This is a genomic window from Hymenobacter rigui, assembly GCF_003944715.1.
In the GTDB taxonomy this organism is placed as follows: domain Bacteria; phylum Bacteroidota; class Bacteroidia; order Cytophagales; family Hymenobacteraceae; genus Hymenobacter; species Hymenobacter rigui.
This window is the reverse complement of sequence record NZ_RWIT01000011.1, coordinates 69,754-88,765: the sequence shown is the minus strand read 5'-3', so window position 1 is coordinate 88,765 and position 19,012 is coordinate 69,754. Positions and strand designations below refer to the sequence as shown.

16 protein-coding genes are annotated in these 19,012 nt (G+C 59.1%); 3 read left to right on the top strand and 13 right to left on the bottom strand.

Annotation, left to right across the window (positions count from 1 at the left end):
- Positions 1–110: 110 nt before the first annotated feature.
- Together EI291_RS17005 and EI291_RS22940 are read left to right on the top strand one after the other, a co-directional pair.
- Entirely contained in the window at positions 111–1,181 is a 1,071-nt protein-coding gene (locus tag EI291_RS17005; RefSeq protein WP_170172700.1) for an acyltransferase family protein, read from the top strand.
- On the top strand, positions 1,178–1,348 hold the full coding sequence (locus EI291_RS22940) for a hypothetical protein (RefSeq protein WP_170172699.1): 171 nt from the start codon (positions 1,178–1,180) through the stop codon (positions 1,346–1,348). The genes EI291_RS17005 and EI291_RS22940 overlap by 4 nt, the downstream gene beginning before the upstream one ends.
- Before the next feature lie 69 nt (positions 1,349–1,417).
- Here the strand turns inward: EI291_RS22940 and ftsZ are convergent, their stop codons facing one another.
- The 13 genes from ftsZ to mraZ all read right to left on the bottom strand — a co-directional run bounded on the left by ftsZ (position 1,418) and on the right by mraZ (position 18,234).
- Complete coding sequence (ftsZ, locus tag EI291_RS17000; RefSeq protein WP_125422716.1) at positions 1,418–2,923, bottom strand: cell division protein FtsZ; 1,506 nt, start codon at positions 2,921–2,923, stop codon at positions 1,418–1,420.
- Between the two features lie 117 nt (positions 2,924–3,040).
- The gene (gene ftsA / locus EI291_RS16995; protein ID WP_125422713.1) at positions 3,041–4,441 is read right to left on the bottom strand and encodes a cell division protein FtsA; all 1,401 of its coding nucleotides are present in this window, start codon (positions 4,439–4,441) and stop codon (positions 3,041–3,043) included.
- A gap of 84 nt (positions 4,442–4,525) precedes the next feature.
- On the bottom strand, positions 4,526–5,290 hold the full coding sequence (locus EI291_RS16990; protein WP_125422711.1) for a cell division protein FtsQ/DivIB: 765 nt from the start codon (positions 5,288–5,290) through the stop codon (positions 4,526–4,528).
- Complete coding sequence (murC, locus tag EI291_RS16985) at positions 5,274–6,716, bottom strand: UDP-N-acetylmuramate--L-alanine ligase (protein ID WP_125422708.1); 1,443 nt, start codon at positions 6,714–6,716, stop codon at positions 5,274–5,276. The genes EI291_RS16990 and murC overlap by 17 nt, the downstream gene beginning before the upstream one ends.
- A gap of 39 nt (positions 6,717–6,755) precedes the next feature.
- Positions 6,756–7,850: an undecaprenyldiphospho-muramoylpentapeptide beta-N-acetylglucosaminyltransferase gene (gene murG, locus EI291_RS16980; RefSeq protein ID WP_125422705.1), complete on the bottom strand. Its 1,095-nt coding sequence runs from the start codon at positions 7,848–7,850 to the stop codon at positions 6,756–6,758.
- A gap of 99 nt (positions 7,851–7,949) precedes the next feature.
- Positions 7,950–9,128 carry an FtsW/RodA/SpoVE family cell cycle protein gene (locus EI291_RS16975; RefSeq protein ID WP_125422702.1) on the bottom strand — a complete coding sequence of 393 codons (1,179 nt, stop codon included), beginning with the start codon at positions 9,126–9,128 and terminating at the stop codon, positions 7,950–7,952.
- A 162-nt stretch (positions 9,129–9,290) separates the two neighbouring features.
- Entirely contained in the window at positions 9,291–10,676 is a 1,386-nt protein-coding gene (gene murD / locus EI291_RS16970; RefSeq protein WP_125422699.1) for a UDP-N-acetylmuramoyl-L-alanine--D-glutamate ligase, read from the bottom strand.
- Positions 10,677–10,799: 123 nt separating this feature from the next.
- On the bottom strand, positions 10,800–12,020 hold the full coding sequence (mraY, locus tag EI291_RS16965) for a phospho-N-acetylmuramoyl-pentapeptide-transferase (RefSeq protein WP_125422696.1): 1,221 nt from the start codon (positions 12,018–12,020) through the stop codon (positions 10,800–10,802).
- A 179-nt stretch (positions 12,021–12,199) separates the two neighbouring features.
- The gene (locus EI291_RS16960) at positions 12,200–13,669 is read right to left on the bottom strand and encodes a UDP-N-acetylmuramoyl-L-alanyl-D-glutamate--2,6-diaminopimelate ligase (protein ID WP_125422846.1); all 1,470 of its coding nucleotides are present in this window, start codon (positions 13,667–13,669) and stop codon (positions 12,200–12,202) included.
- Between the two features lie 71 nt (positions 13,670–13,740).
- Positions 13,741–16,059, bottom strand: coding sequence for a penicillin-binding protein (locus EI291_RS16955; protein ID WP_125422693.1), 2,319 nt, complete (start codon positions 16,057–16,059; stop codon positions 13,741–13,743).
- Complete coding sequence (locus tag EI291_RS23035; RefSeq protein ID WP_205701620.1) at positions 16,043–16,783, bottom strand: FtsL-like putative cell division protein; 741 nt, start codon at positions 16,781–16,783, stop codon at positions 16,043–16,045. Before EI291_RS23035 ends, EI291_RS16955 begins: the two co-directional genes overlap by 17 nt.
- Positions 16,784–16,816: 33 nt before the next feature.
- Positions 16,817–17,749 (bottom strand): 16S rRNA (cytosine(1402)-N(4))-methyltransferase RsmH, encoded by a 933-nt coding sequence (rsmH, locus tag EI291_RS16945; RefSeq protein ID WP_125422690.1) that lies wholly within the window; start codon positions 17,747–17,749, stop codon positions 16,817–16,819.
- A gap of 8 nt (positions 17,750–17,757) precedes the next feature.
- On the bottom strand, positions 17,758–18,234 hold the full coding sequence (mraZ, locus tag EI291_RS16940; protein WP_125422687.1) for a division/cell wall cluster transcriptional repressor MraZ: 477 nt from the start codon (positions 18,232–18,234) through the stop codon (positions 17,758–17,760).
- Between the two features lie 308 nt (positions 18,235–18,542).
- On the opposite strand from mraZ, the gene EI291_RS16935 reads away from it, so the two are divergent.
- Entirely contained in the window at positions 18,543–18,989 is a 447-nt protein-coding gene (locus tag EI291_RS16935; RefSeq protein ID WP_125422685.1) for an HYC_CC_PP family protein, read from the top strand.
- Positions 18,990–19,012: the final 23 nt, after the last annotated feature.

Here is a 19,012-nt window from a genome sequence, read left to right as displayed (position 1 = left end):
GAAAATAGGTAGGTTTGGCGGCCTTTTGACTCCGTTCCGTGCTACTTCGCTCCACTCCTACTGCCTCTTTTTGCCGCTTTGCCTCTACGTATCTGCCAGCCTTTACCGGGGTGCGGGCGCTGGCTGCCTACCTGGTGTTTCTGCACCATTTCAATCCTTTCCAGCACTCCGCAGCGTTAGCGCCACTGGCCAATCTGGTGCTGGAATTTCACGTGGGCGTACCCGTTTTTTTTGTTCTGAGCGGGTTTCTTATCACGCTGCGCTATAGTACTGCCCCTCTGACGCAGCCACGCTACTGGTTGCGGTACATGCGCAATCGGGTGGCCCGGATTTATCCCGTCTATTTTCTGCTTACCCTTATCACCTATGCTGTTTTCTGGCACAACGGTCTGTTTTATCCGCTGGAGCTGGTACAGAGCCTGACGCTCACCCAGGCATTTTTTGACTCCACCAAGTACATCGGCATTGCCCAATCTTGGTCGCTCACGGTAGAGGAGTGCTTTTACCTGGTTGCACCACTGGTGTTCTGGCTACTCCGAAAACGCACCGTCACGCTGTGGGTCCAGCCCTTCGTACTGCTTATGGCGGGCTGTCTGCTGGTGCTGGTGTGTGCCCCTTTCTATACTCCTTTGCGAGGGTTTTTCGGGTCGTGGAAATTTATGTTGCTTTTCACCCTCCCAGGACGCTGTTTTGAGTTCTACGCAGGTATACAGCTGGCCTTGCTGTATCAGCGGGGGCAACTGCGGCGCTTCCGCTTTGGGGCCACCTGGACTTTGCTGGGCCTTAGCGTAATGCTGGCCTGCGTTGGCGGCATGGTGTTTATCAAGGGGGGTTATACGTACGGGCAGGAGCATCCGGCGGGCGTAATGCTAAACAACGTAGCGTTACCCGGCGGAATACTACTGTTTTTTGCCGGGCTGCTCACTGAAGAAACGTGGTTGCGCCGCTTGCTTTCCACCCGGTTGCTGCAGGTGCTGGGCAGGAGTTCCTACGTCTTCTACCTCATTCACATGGGCGTGCTGCATGACTGGCTGTCCGCGCATATCACCCCAAATACCGGTATCTTGTTTCTGATGCTTAACCTTTTGGCCATTCTGCTTCACTATGGCGTTGAGGAGCCTCTGAACCGCTGGCTGCGTCCAGTTCCTGAGCGGGCATCTGCAACTCCCCTTGTCCCATGAAACCCCTCCTGATGTCTTTGTTTCTGACGGTGCTGCTCAGCAGTTGCACCCTCACTCCCCGCAACAGCCGCCACCGGCCTCTGAGCCCCGATCATGAGGTTGCCGCTCCCGACCATTGGCCGAACGACACGGTGCCCGCTGATTCGGTAGCGCCGGCCGTACACTAACCCTCTGAAACCGACACGTCCCCCGCAGGTCTCTGCGGGGGACGTGTCGGTTCTGGCGTGACCGGGAAATTAGTCCACGTTGTCGTGCAGGAAACGGTTGTCCCCTAACAGCTCGTTATCATCCGAGAGATTGAAGCGGCTGATGTTCTGCTCTGATGAGGGCACCACATTCTCCAGCTTCACCTGTCGGCGCAGATAGGCCGGCGTTTCCAGTTGGTCCTTAATAGCTTCCGAGTTGAGTCCGTTGCTCAGGGCCTGCAGCCGCTGGCGGCGCTCCTCGGCCCGGGCATCCAGCGAGGGGCGCGGTAGGGCGTGGTGCGTGGTTACGGGCTGGCTCGGTTGCTGCGAAAGCACCGGCTCCGGAGCCGGCATGGAAGGTGCCGATACCACCGGCGAATCGTAGCTGGTCGGGGCCGGAGCCGAAGTTTCTAGGTCGTAACGCGTAACGGGTTGCGCTTCGGCAGCAGCCGGTACTGGCGTACCAAACGTCGGCACTACCGGTACAGCCGGGGCTTCCTGCCGGTCCTTGTCGAAGATGTTGATCTGCGGGTCGGGTTGGGCAATGGCGGCTTCCGGCTCGCGGGCTACCACGTTGGTAATGTTGTGCGCGTCGCGGGCGAAACCAGTGGCAATAACCGTCACCCGGATGCTCTGTCCCAGCGTGGGGTCAATACCGTGCCCGAAAATCACCTCGGCGTTCTGGCCGGCTTTGTCCTGGATGTATTCCGTAATTTCGGTCAGCTCATCCATTTCCAGCTCGGCCTGGTCGCCCGACATAATGCTGAGCAGGATTTTCTGCGCGCCGTGAATGTCCGTGTTGTTGAGCAGCGGCGAAGCCAGAGCTTCTTCGGCAGCCCGCTGGGCGCGGTTTTCACCCTCCGTGATGCTGCTGCCCATTACCGCCGCGCCCGAGTCCTTCATGACGGTTTTCACGTCTTCGAAGTCCACGTTCACATCGGCCGTAACGGTGATGATTTCGGCAATGGATTTGGCCGCCGTGCTCAGCACGTTATCCGCTTTGGCAAAGGCCGAACGGATGGGCAGGTTTCCGAAAATCTCGCGCAGCCGGTCGTTAAGAATCACCAGCACCGTGTCGCAGTTGTCGCTCAGCTCCTTGATACCGTGCTCCGCCTGCTGGCGCTTCTTCTTCCCCTCAAACATAAAGGGAGCCGTTACGATGCCCACCGTGAGGATGCCCAGCTCCTTGGCCACTTTGGCAATAACGGGAGCCGCACCGGTACCGGTACCGCCACCCATACCAGCCGTAATAAACACCATTTTGGTGCCGTTGCTGAGCAGTTCCCGGATTTGCTCCCGGCTTTCAATGGCGGCTTGCTTGCCACGCTCCGGGTTGGCCCCGGCCCCGAGACCTTCCGTGAGGTCGGCTCCGATTTGCAGACGGTTGGGCACCGTGGAAGATGCCAGTGCCTGCTTATCGGTATTGCAAATGACAAACTCTACATCCTTAATGCCTTGGCTGAACATGTGGTTCACGGCATTTGAGCCGCCACCACCTACGCCAATTACCTTAATGATGGACCGGGACTGAGCCGGAATATCGAAAGTAAAATTCATGAGATGAGTCAATTAAAAATTAAAAATTATGAATTAAAAATTGAGCGCAATTCGCTTGCCGCACATCCAAAATCAGTGCTCATTTTTAATTTTTAATTCACAATTCTTAATTGACATTTAGTACTGTTTGTCGTCGAAGTCATCAATCAGCAACCCTTTGGTGCGGCTGATAATCTTCTGGAAAAAGTCGCCGGCACCCGACGATTTTTTGGTAGCGTCCGAAGCGGGCTGTGCCGCTGCAGGTTGCGGCTGAGGAGCCGCTACGGGTTGCGGCGCGGGAGCAGTTGCCACCGGGCGCGGCTCAGGAGCGGCGCGGTAGTAGTTCTGCTCGGGCTCCTCGTAGCTACGCTGGGTAGTACGGTCATCAATAGAGCGGTAGCCGGCCAGCACCAGACCCACCGTAGTGGCGTACATCGGCGACTTCACAGCTTCAATCTTGCTTTTGCCCAGATGCTCATTGGGGTAGCCGATGCGGGTATCCATCCCGGTTACATACTCGGCCAGCTGCACCAGATTCTGAAGCTGGGAGCCGCCGCCCGTGAGTACAATACCCGCCGCCAGCTTGTCCTGAAAGCCCAGGCGCTGAATTTCAGCATACACCAGCTCTACAATTTCCTCCATCCGGGCCTCGATGATGTAGGCCAGGTTTTTCAGGCTGATTTCCTTGGGCGCCCGGTCGCGCAGGCCGGGGATGCTTACGATTTCGTACTCGGAAGCCTCTTCTGCAATGGCTTTGCCGAATTTCACCTTCAACTGCTCAGCCTGGTTTTGCATTACCAGGCAGCCCTGCTTGATATCAGAGGTGATGATGTTGCCGCCGAAGGGCAACACAGCTGCGTGCCGGATGATGCCATCCTTGAACACAGCCAAGTCGGTAGTACCACCGCCAATGTCAATCAGTGCCACCCCAGCTTCCTTTTCCTCATCCGACAGCACTGACATACTGGAAGCCAGCGGCTCCAGAATCAGGTTGTCGATTTCCAGGCCGGCCTTGGTCACACACTTATAGATGTTGTTGATGGCCGTGCTCTGCGCCGTGATGATATGGAAATTGCCCTCCAGCCGCACGCCCGACATCCCTACGGGGTCGAGAATACCTTCCTCATAATCCACCTTGTAATCCTGCGGCATTACGTGAATGATCTGTGAGCCGGGAGGCGTTACGAGGCGATACATGTCGCTGGTGAGGCGCTCCACATCAGCCTGAGTAATTTCATTATCCACGGAGGCGCGGGTGATGCTGCCGTTGTGCTGCAGGCTCTTGATGTGCTGGCCCGCAATGCCCACGTTCACCACGCCAATATTGATGCCCGATTGTTCCTCCGCCTGCCGGATAGCCTTTTTGATGGCGTCCACAGTTTTGTCGATGTTCGACACGATACCACGCACTACTCCTTCAGACACGGCTTTACCCATGCCCAGGATTTCGAGCTTACCAAACTCATTTTTACGCCCAACCAAGGCGCAGATTTTGGTGGTACCAATGTCGAGGCCGACTACAATCTTATCGTGTTGCATGGGGAGGAGGGGCGAGAGGGTTGCGGTTGGTTGCAGGAAAAGGGTGGCTAATCCGCTATAAGGTAGCGTTTTAGACGGATAATTTTATTCGCAGATGATTTGATCCTTGAACTCGACATTGACGCGGTGGTACGTGTCCCAACCGAGAACAGGGGGAATTTGACGGTAAAATACCATCAGTTTCGCAAATTTTTCCGAAATATTCTCAGGAAAGCCAAATTCTACTCGTTGGTCACCAACTTGCTGCGTGAAAGATATCTTGCCATTGGGGCCAATGAATACCTCCGCCACCTGTGCCCGCCAAAATGGTTTTTCGTCAATGTAGCGCAGAAATTCCAGATAGCGGGCTCCGGTAGTATCCTGAAAGAAGCCGGCAGCTAGCGGCTGCCCACCCAGCCGGGATATAGGCACCACCCGGGCAGTAAATAAAGGTGAGAGTGGCAGGCGGTGCCCATCGGCATCCACATAGCTGTCCTGCCGGGAGTCGGCGTGTACCAGACGGGCAATGGGGCGGTTCTGGCGGACATCGGCATGCAGGTTGCCCGCCAGGTCCCGGTACACCTGCGCATCCTTCACAAAGCTGTGCGCCTTGAGCCGCTGCTCCAGATTTTTCAGGTTCACGTCGGCCGGGGCGGCACCTTCCAGCCGGTCTTCACCCTGCCGGGTCATCAGGGCCGTTACTTCCCGCTCACTGATGAAAAAGTTGTTGAACTCGTTGCTGATAGACACAATAACCCCGCCTACAGGCCGGTTGGCCTGCCGGAAAGCGGCAAACGCCCCCAGCCCTGCCAAAACTAACAGGCAACCAGTGGCAAACAGCAGGTTATTGGCTTTACGCTTCAGCTCCATTCCAGCGAATATCCAAAATATTCTTTAAACGGGGAACAAGTTGATCAATGTCTCCGGCACCCACGGTGGCTAATACGTCAAAATTCGGATTGGTTTCGACATTTTGCAAAATTTCCTCCTTGGTCTGCAGGGATTTTTCGGGAGCAGTGATTTGGGATAAAATCAATTCCGACGTAACGCCGGGCATAGGCAGCTCCCGGGCCGGGTAGATGTCCAGCAGCACTACTTCATCGGCAATACTCAGACTCTCAGCGAATCCCGGCGCAAAGTCGCGGGTACGACTAAACAAGTGGGGTTGAAAAAGCACCCGCAGCCGACGGCCGGGATATAAGGCCCGCACAGAACGAAGGAAGGCCTCAATTTCGCGTGGATGATGGGCATAATCATCCACATAAACCTTGGGGGCGGCGGGCGTACCGGCCGTCAGGATAAACTCGAAGCGGCGTTTTACGCCTCGGTAGGCGGCCACAGCGGCGCGCAGTTGCTCGGCTGAGAGGTTGTAGAGCTGAGCTACACAGGCAGCCGCCAGCATATTCTCCACGTTGTGGTAGCCGGGTACAGACAGCTCCAATCCGCCTATCGTGCCCTGCGGACCGTGTATATCAAACCGAAACAGGTGCCCTTCGGCCGTGATGTTGGCGGCGTATAGCTCCGGGCCTTCTTCGGGCGAAAGGCCGTAGCGAATAACGCGCACACCCTCTGGAGCCGCCGCGGCCACGCTGGGGTCGGCGGTGTGGTTAATGATGAGCGTACCGCCCGGCTGAATCTGGCCCACGAACTGCCGGAACGACTCTACCAGCGCCTCCTTGTGGCCATAGATGTCGAGGTGGTCGGCGTCGGTACTCGTGACGATGGCCACGGAGGGAAACAGGGTCAGGAAACTACGGTCGTACTCGTCGGCTTCCACTACCACCGGAATGTTGGTGGCGAGTTGTTGGTTGTTTGTTGGTTGTTGTTCGGGCAGTAGCAGGTTGGAGCCCAGATTCACGCTTATTCCGCCCAGGAAAGCGGCACAGGGCACGCCGGCATGGTGCAGCAGGTGGGCCACCATGCTGCTGGTGGTAGTTTTGCCGTGGGTACCAGCTACGGCAATGGTTGGGCGGCCCTGGGTGAGCACACCCAGTACCTGGCTGCGCTTCTGAATATCGTAGCCCTGCTCCCGCAGCCAGGCCCACTCCTGGTGGTCCTTTGGAATGGCGGGCGTGAGCACCACCAGTGTCTGCTCCCGGTGCTGACGCACAGCTGAGGGAATGTTGTCCACGGCATCCTCGTAGTGAATGGCAATGCCTTCGGCCGTCAGCTTTTCGGTGAGGGGCGTGGCCGTTTTGTCGTAGCCGCTCACCTCGTAGCCGTTGGCCCGGAACCACCGCGCCAGCGCCGACATGCCGATGCCACCAATACCGAGGAAGAAGACGTATTTTTTCAAGGGGCCAGGAGTTAGAAGCTAGGAGCTAGCTGTTGGTAATTAAGAGCGGCCGGGAATCAGCCGGAGCAGCTCGTCCACGATGGTAGCCGTGGCCTGGGGGTAGGCCAGCTGGCGGATGTTGGCCGTGAGCTGCTGCTGCCGGGCGGGGTTCTGCAGCAAGGCTAGCGCCTCGTTGTAGAGCTGAGCACTGGCCTCGGCGTCGCGCACCAATATGGCGGCATCTTTCTGGGTGAGGGCCAGGGCATTTTTGGTCTGGTGGTCTTCGGCCACGTTAGGCGAGGGTACCAGGATGCTGGGCTTGCCCGTGAGACACAGCTCCGATACCGACAGGGCCCCGGCCCGGGAAATCACCACATCGGCGGCGGCGTAAGCCAGGTCCATGCGGCGCACGAACTCCAGGGCCTTCAGGTTGTCGGCGGCGAAGGGGGCGGCCTGCTTTTCAGCTTCCGGGAAGTAGGTTTTGCCAGTCTGCCAGATGAGCTGCACGCCCGCTTCGCGCAGGCGGGGCAGCGCGGCAGCCGTGGCTTGGTTGAGGGTGCGGGCCCCCAGACTGCCGCCAATCACCAGCAGCACCGGCCGGCCGGCATCCAGCCCGAAGAACTCCAGTGCCTCGGTGCGCTGACCGTCGACAATTTCGGTGCGCACGGGGTTACCGGTAAGCACCAGCCGGTCGGCGGGGAAGAACTGCTCCATGCCGTCGTAGGCCACGCAGATGCGCTGCACGCGGCGGGCCATCAGCTTGTTTACGAGGCCGGCGTAGGAGTTCTGTTCCTGAATCAGGGCCGGAATACTGCGGGAAGTAGCGGCCATGAGCACCGGCGCCGAGGCATAGCCCCCCACTCCTACCACCGCGTCGGGGCGGAATTTCTCAATGATTTTACCGGCTTTACGCACGGCGCGCATCACTTTGATGGGGAACAGCAGGTTTTTGGGCGTTAGGCTGCGCTGCAGCCCGGCAATATCCAGGCCTACAATATCGTAGCCAGCCTCGGGCACTCGGGTCATTTCCATGCGGCCGTTGGCACCTACAAACAGGATTTCGGCCTCGGGGTGGCGGCGGCGCACTTCGTTGGCAATAGCCACGGCCGGGAAAATGTGCCCCCCGGTGCCTCCGCCGCTGATGATTAGTTTCATGGTTTAGTGCTTGGTGCTTAGTTGTTAGTGCCTAGTGTTTGGGGCCATTGTGCTTGCCTGAACGAACTAAGCACTACCAACCAAGCACTACACACTACCTCAGGCGTACTGCGTTACGCGCGGGATGCGGGCGGTGTCGGCGGGCTCGCCCACCATGGGGCGGATTTCCCGCTCGCCGCGACTCACGGCCAGGATGATGCCAATGCTGATGCCGGTGAAAATGAGGGAGGTACCGCCCATGCTCAGCAGGGGCAGCGGAAGGCCGGTAATCGGGCCCAGGCCCACGGCCACGCCCATATTCACCATGGCCTGCAGTACCAGGCTAAAGCTCAGCCCCGCCGAGAGCAGCCCCCCGAACGCGCCGTAGCTGTTCATCACCGTTTTCAACCCCCGGTACAGGAAGGCCAGGTACAGGAACAGCACCACCACGCCGCCCACGAGGCCATATTCCTCGATGATGATGGCATAGATGAAGTCGGAGTATGGGTGGGGCATGATGTTGCGCTCCGTGCTTTTGCCGGGGCCCTTGCCAAAGATGCCGCCGGTGGCTTCGGCAATGTAGGCGTGCTCCAGCTGAAAGGGTACGGGTTTGCTCTTGTCGGTGAAGTTTTCAATCCGGGATAATACCGTTTTATAGCGCTGTCCGGAGGTAAGCCCGACACCGCCAACAACTACCCCAATGGCCACCATTATAGCCATTTGCTTGAACGGGACCCGCCCGATGAACATCAGCAGCAGGCAGGTAGCAAACAGCAGCAGCGCCGTGGAGGCGTTTGAGAGGATAATCAGCCCACAAATCACCCCTACCCACAGCATTACGGGCAGCAGAGTGGTTTTGAAGTCGTCTACGTGCTGCTGGCGGCGGCTGAGCATGCTGGCCAGGTGCGAAATCAGGGCCAGCTTGGCTAAGTCTGAAGGCTGCACGGTTTGGTTGATTACCGGGATGGTGAGCCAACGGGCCGCACCATTTACATCAGGGCCAAACGCATAAGTAAACACCAGCAGCGGCACCGAAGCCAGCAGGGCATAGAGCGAGAGGCGCGAGTAGTAGCGGTAGTCGATGCGGTGCGCCAGCCACATAAAGAACAGGCCCACGAAGATCAGGCCCGTGTGCTTGATGAGAAAGTATTCGGTGTTGCCGCCCATCTTCTTGTAGGCCAGCGTGCCCGTAGCCGAGTACACCACCGCAATGGAGATGAACGAGAACAGCAGCACGATGCCCCACAGAATGGGGTCACCCTTCAGATTTTGGCGCAGCCAATCGGTAATGCGTTCCATAGGCGGTGAAGCGGTGAAAGTGTGAATGAGTTAGTTGGCTTTTGGAACGTCATTCCGAGCTTGTCGAGGAATCTCGCCTGCTGATGTCTGGTTTACTATCACAACATCAGCACGCGAGATTCCTCGACAAGCTCGGAATGACGTTCTTTCTTTTACTGCAGATTACTCGTTGGCTTCCTCGTTGGTCTGGTCGTCAGTGAGTTGCTGCACAGCGGCGGCAAACTGCCGGCCCCGGTCCTCGTAATTTCGGAATAAATCGAAAGAGGCGCAGGCGGGTGAGAGGAGTACCACGTCGCCGGGGGCAGCCAGGGCAGCGGCGCGCTGTACGGCGTCGGTCATGCTGCGGGTTTCTTCCAGGTGCGGCACAACCGGCCCGAATGCGACTTTCAGCTTCTCGTTATCGACCCCTAAGCACACCAGCGCCTTCACGCGGTTTTCGGCCAGCGGGATAAGTGTGGAGTAGTCGTTGCCTTTATCGGTGCCGCCGGCAATCCACACAATCGGCCGGCGGATGCCGTCGAGGGCAAACCAGGCGGCTTCCACGTTGGTGGCCTTACTGTCGTTGATGAAGCGGGTGCCGTTCAACTCGCCCACGGGCTGCAGGCGGTGGTCGGCGTTGTGGAAGGAGGCCAGGTTCTGCTCAATCTGCCGGCAGTCCACGCCAGCCAGGCGGGCGCAGAGCACGGCGGCCAGCATGTTCTGGCGGTTGTGCTGCCCAATCAGCGGGGAAGCCGCTGTGTTGATTTCTTCCGTTTCGCTGTAGAAGCCCGGCTGCAGATCCACGCACACCCGCTCCTCATCTATATAATAGGCTCCCAGATGATAATCGGGGCGCTTGTGCAGACTAAAGGGCAGCTGCCGCACCGGCCGCAGCGCCGCTTTGAAGTAGCGCTGAATGTTTTCGTCGTCGGCGTTATAAATGAAATGGCCGGTACTGTCCTGGTTGCGCATGATGCGCAGCTTGGCCTGGGCATATTCCTCCAGCGAGTAGTTGTACCGGTCGAGGTGGTCGGGGGTGATGTTGAGCAGCACCGAAATCCAGGGCTGGAAATCGTAGGTATCATCCAGTTGGAAGGAGCTCAGCTCTACCACGTAGTAGTCGTGCTGGTCGGCAATAATTTGCTCGGCCAAGGAGTAGCCCACGTTGCCGGCCAGTCCCACGTTCAAACCTGCTTCCTTCAGCAGATGGCAGGTGAGCAGCGTGGTGGTGGTTTTGCCGTTGGTACCGGTAATGCAGATGCACTTAGCCTGGGTGTAGCGCCCGGCCAGCTCAATTTCGGAGATGATAGGCGTGCCGTTCTCGCGTAGCGCCTGAATCACGGGGGCCTTTTCCGGAATGCCGGGGCTTTTCACTACCTCATCGGCGGCCAGCACCTGCTCCATCGTATGCTGCCCTTCCTCAAACGGAATACCGGCCGCCTCCAGCTTTTGCTTGTAGGCGGGCTGAATGGGGCTTTTATCGGACACAAATACGGTGTGGCCCTTGGCCTGCGCCAGCAGCGCAGCCCCTACCCCACTCTCCGCGGCTCCTAAAATGACGTAGTGCATTCTTCAGTATTGAGAATTGAGTATGCAGTAGTGAGTACAGGATGTAGTAGTAAGCAGCAAGGAATCATGATGACTTCTTCCTTTCTAACTACTCAATACGTACTACTCATTACTACTTGAGAATTAGCGCAGCTTCAGGGTTACGAGTGTGAGGACGGCCAGCATAATTCCCACAATCCAGAAGCGCGACACAATCTTGGATTCGTGGTAGCCCAGTTTCTGGTAGTGGTGGTGCAGCGGCGACATGCGCAGCAGGCGGCGGCCTTCGCCGTATTTGCGCTTGGTGTACTTAAACCAGCTCACCTGCACCATCACCGAGAGGTTCTCAATCAGGAACACCCCGCACAGCACCGGAATCAGCAGCTCCTTGCGCACAATGATGGCCAGCACGGCAATGATGCCCCCGATAGCCAACGAGCCGGTGTCGCCCATGAATACCTGGGCCGGATACGAGTTGTACCATAGGAAACCCACGCAGGCCCCCACGAAGGCTGCACAGAAGATTACCAGTTCTCCGGAGTTCGGAATGAACATGATATCGAGGTAGTCAGCCAGCAGCACGTTGCCGCTCACGAAGGCAAAAATGGCCAGCGTGATGCCAATGATGGCCGAGGTACCGGCCGCCAGCCCGTCAAGACCATCCGTAATGTTGGCCCCGTTGCTCACCGCCGTAATGATGATGATGACGATGGGAATGTAGAAGAAGGCGTAATATTCGTTGAAGAAGTCGCCGGCCGTGGCAAACAGGTCGCCGTAGTTCAGCTCGTTGTTCTTGAGGAAGGGCACGGTGGTAATCATCAGCTTCACGTCCTGGTACACCGAGCTGGCATCCACGGCCGAGAAGGTACCGTTGGGCAGCGCGTACTGGCGCACGGTTACATCGTTGCTGAAAAACAGCACCCAGCCCACCGTAATACCCAGGCCCACCTGGCCCAGAATCTTGAAGCGCCCGGCCAAGCCTTCCTTATCCTTCTTGACTACCTTAATATAGTCGTCCACGAAGCCGATAAGGCCCAGCCACACGGTGCTCAGCAGCATCAGCACAATGTAGATGTTGTCGAGCTTGGCAAACAGCAGCACCGGCACCAGAATAGCCAGCAGAATAATGAGCCCGCCCATGGTAGGGGTGCCTTTCTTCTCCATCTGGCCCTGTAAGCCCAGGTCCCGAATCGACTCGCCAATCTGCTGGCGCTGCAGCAACCGAATCAGCGGAGCGCCAAAGTATTGCGCAATAATGAGGGAAGTAACTACCGCCAGCGCCGCCCGGAACGAGCTATACTGGAACACGCCCGTGCCCGGCAGGTGGTACGTTTTGTAGAGGTAGTTGAAGAGGTAATACAGCATGGGCGCAAGGTCAGCAGTTGGCAGTCAGAGGGAGTCCAAGCTGCAAAGATTCGGTTTTTCGTTGTTCGATACTCGTTTTTCGTTGTCCGTTTCTGGTTGTTCGTTGCTTTTCCAGTATTCGGCGATGTGCCTTTACTACCAGAATCCGCCCTAAAAACGAACAACTGACAACGAACAACTCATTTCCCTAATAGATCAAACATGGTGGCCAGCACGTGCTTGTCGTCGAAATCGGACTTCACGCCCTGCACATCCTGGTAGGTTTCATGGCCTTTGCCGGCCACCAGCACAATATCACCGGGGCCGGCCAGGGCCACGGCGGTTTTGATGGCCTCGCGCCGGTCGGTGATGGTGAGCACCTTGCCCAGGGCCTCGGCGGGCACGCCCACCTGCATCTGGGCCAGGATTTCGTTTGGGTCTTCGAAGCGAGGGTTGTCGGAAGTCAGCACGGCGCGGTCCGACAGCTCGGCGGCCAGCCGGGCCATAACCGGCCGTTTGGCGCCGTCCCGGTTGCCGCCGCAGCCTACTACGGTAATCACCTGCTGGCTGGGCTGGCGGATGTCGGCAATGGTCTGGAGCACGTTTTCCAGCGCGTCGGGCGTATGGGCGTAATCCACAATGCCGGTAATGCGGCTTTTCGGCGACACAATCGGCTCGAAGCGGCCCGGAGCCGAGGTGAGGCCCGACAGCACCGTGAGTACCTCCGTAGGTTCCTCACCCAGCAGCACCGCCGCCCCGTAAATGGCCAGCAGGTTGTAGGCGTTGAACACCCCGATGAGGCGGAACTGCACCTCGCGGCCGTCCACCTCCAGGTGCAGGCCGTGCACGGCATTTTCAATGAGCTTGCCCCGGAACGTGCCGTTGCCGCGCAGCGAGTAGGTTTCGCGGCGGCCGCGCACGTTCTGCAGCATCACCGCCCCGCGCTTGTCGTCGGCGTTGGTGAGGGCAAAGGCCGACTTCGGTAGCATATCGAAAAAGCCCTTCTTGGCCTTCAGATAGTTGTCGAAGGTGCCGTGGTAGTCAAGGTGGTCGTGGGTGAGGTTAGTGAAGATGCCGCCGGCAAAGTGCAGGCCCGTTACGCGGTGCTGCACCACCGAGTGGCTGCTCACCTCCATAAACACGTGGGTGCACCCGACCTTGAGCATGCGAGCCAGCAGCTCGTTGAGCCGAATGGCGTCGGGCGTGGTGTGGGTGCTCGGAATTACTTCCTCGTCAATCTGATTCTGCACCGTGCTCAGCAGCCCGCAGTGGTAGCCCAGCTCCCGGAACAGCTTGTGCAGCATGGTGGCGCAGGTGGTTTTGCCGTTGGTGCCCGTGATGCCCACCAGCTGCAATTTGCGCGAAGGATGTCCGTAGAACTCCGCCGCCATCAGGGCCATAGCCTCCGCCGAGTCGGGCACCTGCACGTAGGTGGTGTTTGGATCCAACTCAGCGGGCAACTCCTCGCACACGATGGCAGCTACTCCCTGGGCCACGGCTTTCGGAATGAACTGGTGGCCATTGGTGGCGGTGCCGCGCAGGGCAAAGAACAGCGTGCCGGGCCCCGCCTGCCGCGAGTCGAGAGTAAGACCGGAAATAACTACCTCGGCCGGGCCATGCTGAGCCAGTACAGTTACGACAGTTGTTAGAGCGGAAAGGGATGTATGCAGCGTATTCAAAGCAGAGGCAGACGATGGCGCGCCACACCGGCGCAGGAGTTAGCGGAATCGAGGGGCAGGTTTTAGGCTTTGGGCTTCGGCCGGGGCTTTACTGAAGCCGTTTCCTTTTTAGAAGGCGTGGCTGGTTTGCGGTCAGCCGCTTTCGGTGAGGGAGTAGTGCGGGCGGCAGCGGGCGAAGCCGTATGCGCGGGCTCTGGCGTGGCAGCAGTTTCGGGAGCAGCCGGCGCCGCTACCGGAGCCGGAGCGGCTTGTTGCCGGCCAATAGCTTCCAGCTGCAACACTACCGTAGTGCCGCGCCGTGCCGCTGAGCCGGCGGCTACCGACTGCGCCTTCACGCGGCCGGTACCAATGCTACGCACCCGCAGACCCCGGTTTTCCAGCAGGAACAGGGCATCTCGCAGCGTGAGGCCCTGCACGTTGGGCACCCGACCGGGGCGTACGGCCATGGGCTGCAGCGCCAGCTTTTCGGCCGTGGCTCCGGCGGAAGTACGCACCCAGTCGTCGGTGCCGGTGGCACCGTCGTGGCTTACTCCCAACTGCGCGAATACCATCGTCAGCTCATCCTGCATGCCGGCCTTTACGAACGGCACCCGCGAGCGGGACACCGGGGCCCGGGCCAGCAGAGGCCGCAGACTGGCCGCGTCGCGGGCCATGGCTTTATCCGCTACTTCCTTGAACACCGGGGCAGATACCTCAGCCCCTGACCAGCCGCCCCGCTTGGGCGAATCGACCACCACGATGCAGCTGTACTTGGGGTTATCGGCCGGGAAATAGCCGCAGAAGCTGGTGGAATACATCTTGGTGTACGCCCCGTTCTTGAATTTCCAGGCGGTACCGGTTTTGCCGGCAATACCATAGTCATTGGAGCGGATGCCGCGGGCAGTGCCTTCACTCACCACGCCCTCCATCATGGAGCGCACTTTCTCCAGAGTTTCGTCGGAGCAGATTTTCTGGTTCAGCACCTGGGCCTCGAAGTGCTCCAGCACGTTGTCGGCCTGCTTGATTTCCTTGACAATGATAGGCTGGACTTTCACCCCGTCGTTGGCTACGGCGTTGTAGAAAGCCAGAGTCTGCAAGGGAGCCAGCTTCAACTCGTAGCCGATGCACATGGTCGTCAGCGAGGTACGGCTCCAGGTCCGGTCCCGGGGGTCTTTGATGTAGGGGCGGGCCTCGCCGGCCATCTGGAAGCCCAGCGGCTTATCCAGTCCAAACTTCTTGAGGTAGTCGGTGTACTCCGTCGGATTACGGCCGAACTGCTTATCCACCAGCACCGCCACGCCAATGTTGGATGACTTCTCGAATACCTGTTTGAGGGAAATACGGCCGTTGGCGTGGGTATCCGTTTTTACGGCCCCGCCAATCTTCATAGAGCCAGTCCGGCCGGTATTCACCGTATCGGTCAGCTGCAGCTCGGGGTTAGCTTCCAGCACGGCCATCAGGGAGGCCAGCTTGAAGGTAGAGCCCGGCTCGGTACGGCCCTGGTCGGCAATGGCGTAGTTGTAATCCTCGCGGTACACGCCATCGGCCACGCGGCCCAGGTTGGCTACGGCCTTGATTTCGCCGGTTTTCACCTCCATCAGAATCACGCAGCCATACTGGGCGTCGTTATCCACTAGGGCTTTATACAGAGCGTTTTCGGCCACGTCCTGCAGGTTGATATCAATGGTGGTTTTGATATCGTAGCCCGGCTGGGGCTTCACCTCGGTACCGTCGTAAATGGGCTTATTGCCGCCCGGCAGCCGCTCAAACAGCGCCTCGCCGTCCTTGCCGGCCAAGTGGCGGTTGAAGGTGAACTCCAGGCCAGCCCCGTTTTTCTCCTCGTTCACGAAGCCGATAGTGCGCTGGGCCAGCCCGCCAAAGGGCCGGAAACGCTTATCTACTTTCTCGAAGATGACGCCGCCTTTGTTTTTGCCGGCCCGGAAAATCGGCCACTGGGCCAGCTCCTTTTTCTCCTGGAAGTTGATCTGCCGGGAGTTCAGCCGCAGGTAGCGCACGGGCACCTTGGCATTCTTGGCATCTTTGATCCGGCGCAAATATTCCTGCGGACTTCTATCCCCAAAAAAACGGGACAGGAGCAGCGCCAGGGAGTCTTTCTTCTCATTGAAGAGCGCCTGGCTCACCACGCTGGGGTCCCAGGCCACCCGGTAGAAGGGCAGCGAAGTAGCCATGATGCTGCGGCCATCGGAGGCAAAGATGTTGCCCCGGGTAGCAGGTACGGGCTGGTACGTAACGCGCCGCTCCTGCTCCAGAGCCCGCCAGCGGGCTCCTTCCTTGAACTGCACCTGGCCTATTTTCCAGACCACGGCCGCTGAGAACAGGCACACGCCCAGAAAGGCCAGCCGGACGCGGGTAACAATGCTTTTTTTAACGTTTCCTTTCATTGCGGCGAGGGGCTGAACGATTGGAAGATGTTTCAGTAGTAGTAGGAACCGGATTGCCGTTTATATCCACGCCAATTGGCATGGGCGGAGCAGCCTCGGCCACGGAATCGTCGTCGGAGAGTACCCGCTCGGAGGCGCGGCGCAGGGAGTCGGCTTTGGCTCGGGCGGCCATGGCAGCTACCGAATCGGCAGTAAGCAGGGGCACTTCTTCCAGCTTGGCCTCATCAATCCGGCCGGCGGGCACGGCAATGCGGAACGGCGGCGAGGAGCTTTCAATAAGGCCATAAGCGGCCACCTTACGGGCTACCTCACTCTGCTTGCTGGCCTCCATGTAGTCAGACGACAGCGTGGTATAATCGGCCCGCAGGTCCTCGGTTTCCACTTTCAGCTTTTGAATGCTGCGGTTCATGCGGGTGGCATAGTGCGTATTGCCGATGTACACCAGCGTCAGGAACATGATGAACAGCAGGTGCGGCAGGTAGCGCACCGGCAGTCCTTCCCGAAACAGGCCATCTACCCGCGTGATGCGCTCCAGCAGGGAAAACACGCTCCAGGAGCTCCGCTTCTGGGCAGCCGGGCGCGGCTCCCGCGGAGCCCGGGCCGGCCGGGGGGCGGGCGTAGGCTCCGGCTCGGGGGCCTGAACCGGCTCCGGCACCAGGGGCGCAACCGGCCGCGGCGCATTCACGCGGGGCGACTGAGCGGATTTTACGGTGTTAACTGCCACGGTACTAGCTTGATTTCGAGCGGGAGCAATAGGTTATTCTTTGCGAACGGCAATGCGCAGCTTGGCACTGCGGGCCCGGCTATTCAGCGCAATTTCTTCGGCGGACGCTTCCACGGGCTTGCGGGTCAACGCCTCAAACGGCACGTTGGTACGGCCGAACAGGTCTTTTTCCACTTCCCCGAAGAATTTGCCCTTCGCAATAAAGTTCTTCACCAGCCGGTCTTCCAGGGAGTGGTAGCTCATGACCACCAGCCGGCCGCCGGGGCGCAGTACCTGAGCAGTTTGCTCCAACATTTCGCGCAGGGCGGCCATTTCGTCGTTGGCTTCAATGCGCAGGGCCTGAAATACCTGGGCCAGGTACTTGTTTTCTTTGCCCCGGGGCGTAACCGGGGCAATGGCTTTCTTGAGGCCGGCAATGGTAGTAATGCTTTGTCCGCGCCGGGCGGCGGCCACCGTGGCGGCCAGCGTGCGGGCATTGGTAACTTCGCCGTACATGCCGAAAATGCGGTGCAGCTCGGCCTCTGGATACTCATTGATGATGTCAGCTGCTGAGGCGTCGTCGCCGTCGGGGTTCATGCGCATGTCCAGGGGTCCGTCGAAGCGGGTGCTGAAGCCGCGCTCCGGCGTATCGAACTGGTGCGAGGATACGCCTAGGTCGGCCAGCAGACCATCCACGGGCAGCGCGCCGTGGCGTTTCAGCTCCTGATACAACTGGCGGAAATTACTCCGGATAAAGGTGAACTGCGGGCGGGCCAGCTTCCCAGCTTCGTGCTCCGCATCGGCATCCTGATCAAAGCTATAGAGGTGTCCTTCCGGGCCCAGCCGCTCCAGGATGCGGGCAGAGTGGCCGCCCCCGCCAAACGTGACGTCCACGTAGCGGCCGCCGGGCTGCATATCCAGCGCCTCCAGGCACTGCTGCAGCATCACGGGGCGGTGGTAGTCGGTATCGTTCTGGTAGTGGCTCAAGCGGTAGTTTAAGCAGCCAGTGGGCTGCCGGGGTTAGGTTCGGTGGTAAGGAATTTCTGAGCCAGCTTGGAGAAGCTCTGCTGGTCTTTAATGAGGAATTCATCGTAGCGGGCCGGGTCCCAGATTTCGCACCGGTTGCCCAGGCCCACGATAATGGCCTCCTTCTCGATGCCGGCGTAGCGGCGCATGGTGCCCGGCAGCATGAAACGGCCGATGCTGTCCAGCTCTACTTCCGTCATGCCCCGGAAGAAGTTGCGCTGAAACTGCCGGTATTCCTCGTTGAACTCGTCTAGCGCCATTACCTTCTCATGAATGACGCGCCATGCCGCGCGGGGGTACAGCACCAGGCAGGGTTCAAACCCTCGCACCAGCACCAGCTGGCTGCCCGACGCTTCCGGCAGATTGGCCTTCACCTTGGCCGGCAGCACCAGCCGACCCTTTGGGTCGAGCTTGCACTCGTATTCGCCGGAGAGCAGCTGGGTCATGCGGGAGGAAATGAGCGGGCATAGAAACGGGATATAGCAAAAGTACGCAACCCATCGGAAAACCCCACCACCTTTTACCATTTTCTACCACCTACCAAAACCCCTCTCAATTGCTCAGAAAGCGGTTTTATTCTCACTCACGCTGCGAAACGCTTCTCCCAATGACAAACTGACAGAAGGAACATCTGACTACCCACCGAACACCATTGCCAAGACACAGCCACGCAAAGGTCTGTAATTTCGCACAGTTCAGCTCCGGATTTTATGGGTGCTACTACGCGGCGGAGGCAGTATATTTGCAGTTAACCATGAAACGCCCACTGCTGCATCGGCTCTTCAGCTTCTGGCTGGCTTTGCTGGTCCTTACCTCCTCGGTAGGGCTCACGGTGCAGCAGCATACCTGCCGGCAGAGCGGGCGGCACACGGCCTCGGTGGTGTTCAGTCCGGTGCGGCACGGCTGCCCCGCGCCCCCGGTGGCAAAGCACAGCTCGCACCAGACCGGTACAACCCGGTTGGCAAAAGCCTGCTGCGAATTCGGGGCCCACTTTCATAAGCTGGATGCGCCGTCGGCCAAGCTGGTAGTTACCAAGATTCCGGCTCCGCTGGCAGTGCCGACCTGGCCTGCGGCTCCGGTGTGGCCGGTGGCAGCCGCGCCGCGCCTTTCCGTACGGCCGCAATGGCACGCCACCGATTCGTCGCCCCCACCCCGGGCCGGGCGGCAGCTGCTTGTGTTTGTGGGTGTGCTGGTAGTGTAGTGTTTTCTGATTTGGCTCCGGCT

Coding starts and splice junctions, on each gene's coding strand:
- EI291_RS16975 (WP_125422702.1), bottom strand. CDS start 9,128: ATGGAACGCATTACCGATTGGCTGCGCCAAAATCTGAAGGGTGACCCC.
- EI291_RS16990 (WP_125422711.1), bottom strand. CDS start 5,290: ATGGAGCTGAAGCGTAAAGCCAATAACCTGCTGTTTGCCACTGGTTGC.
- mraY (WP_125422696.1), bottom strand. CDS start 12,020: ATGCTGTATTACCTCTTCAACTACCTCTACAAAACGTACCACCTGCCG.
- ftsZ (WP_125422716.1), bottom strand. CDS start 2,923: ATGAATTTTACTTTCGATATTCCGGCTCAGTCCCGGTCCATCATTAAG.
- ftsA (WP_125422713.1), bottom strand. CDS start 4,441: ATGCAACACGATAAGATTGTAGTCGGCCTCGACATTGGTACCACCAAA.
- murG (WP_125422705.1), bottom strand. CDS start 7,850: ATGAAACTAATCATCAGCGGCGGAGGCACCGGGGGGCACATTTTCCCG.
- EI291_RS16935 (WP_125422685.1), top strand. CDS start 18,543: ATGAAACGCCCACTGCTGCATCGGCTCTTCAGCTTCTGGCTGGCTTTG.
- EI291_RS16955 (WP_125422693.1), bottom strand. CDS start 16,059: ATGAAAGGAAACGTTAAAAAAAGCATTGTTACCCGCGTCCGGCTGGCC.
- murD (WP_125422699.1), bottom strand. CDS start 10,676: ATGCACTACGTCATTTTAGGAGCCGCGGAGAGTGGGGTAGGGGCTGCG.
- mraZ (WP_125422687.1), bottom strand. CDS start 18,234: ATGACCCAGCTGCTCTCCGGCGAATACGAGTGCAAGCTCGACCCAAAG.
- EI291_RS22940 (WP_170172699.1), top strand. CDS start 1,178: ATGAAACCCCTCCTGATGTCTTTGTTTCTGACGGTGCTGCTCAGCAGT.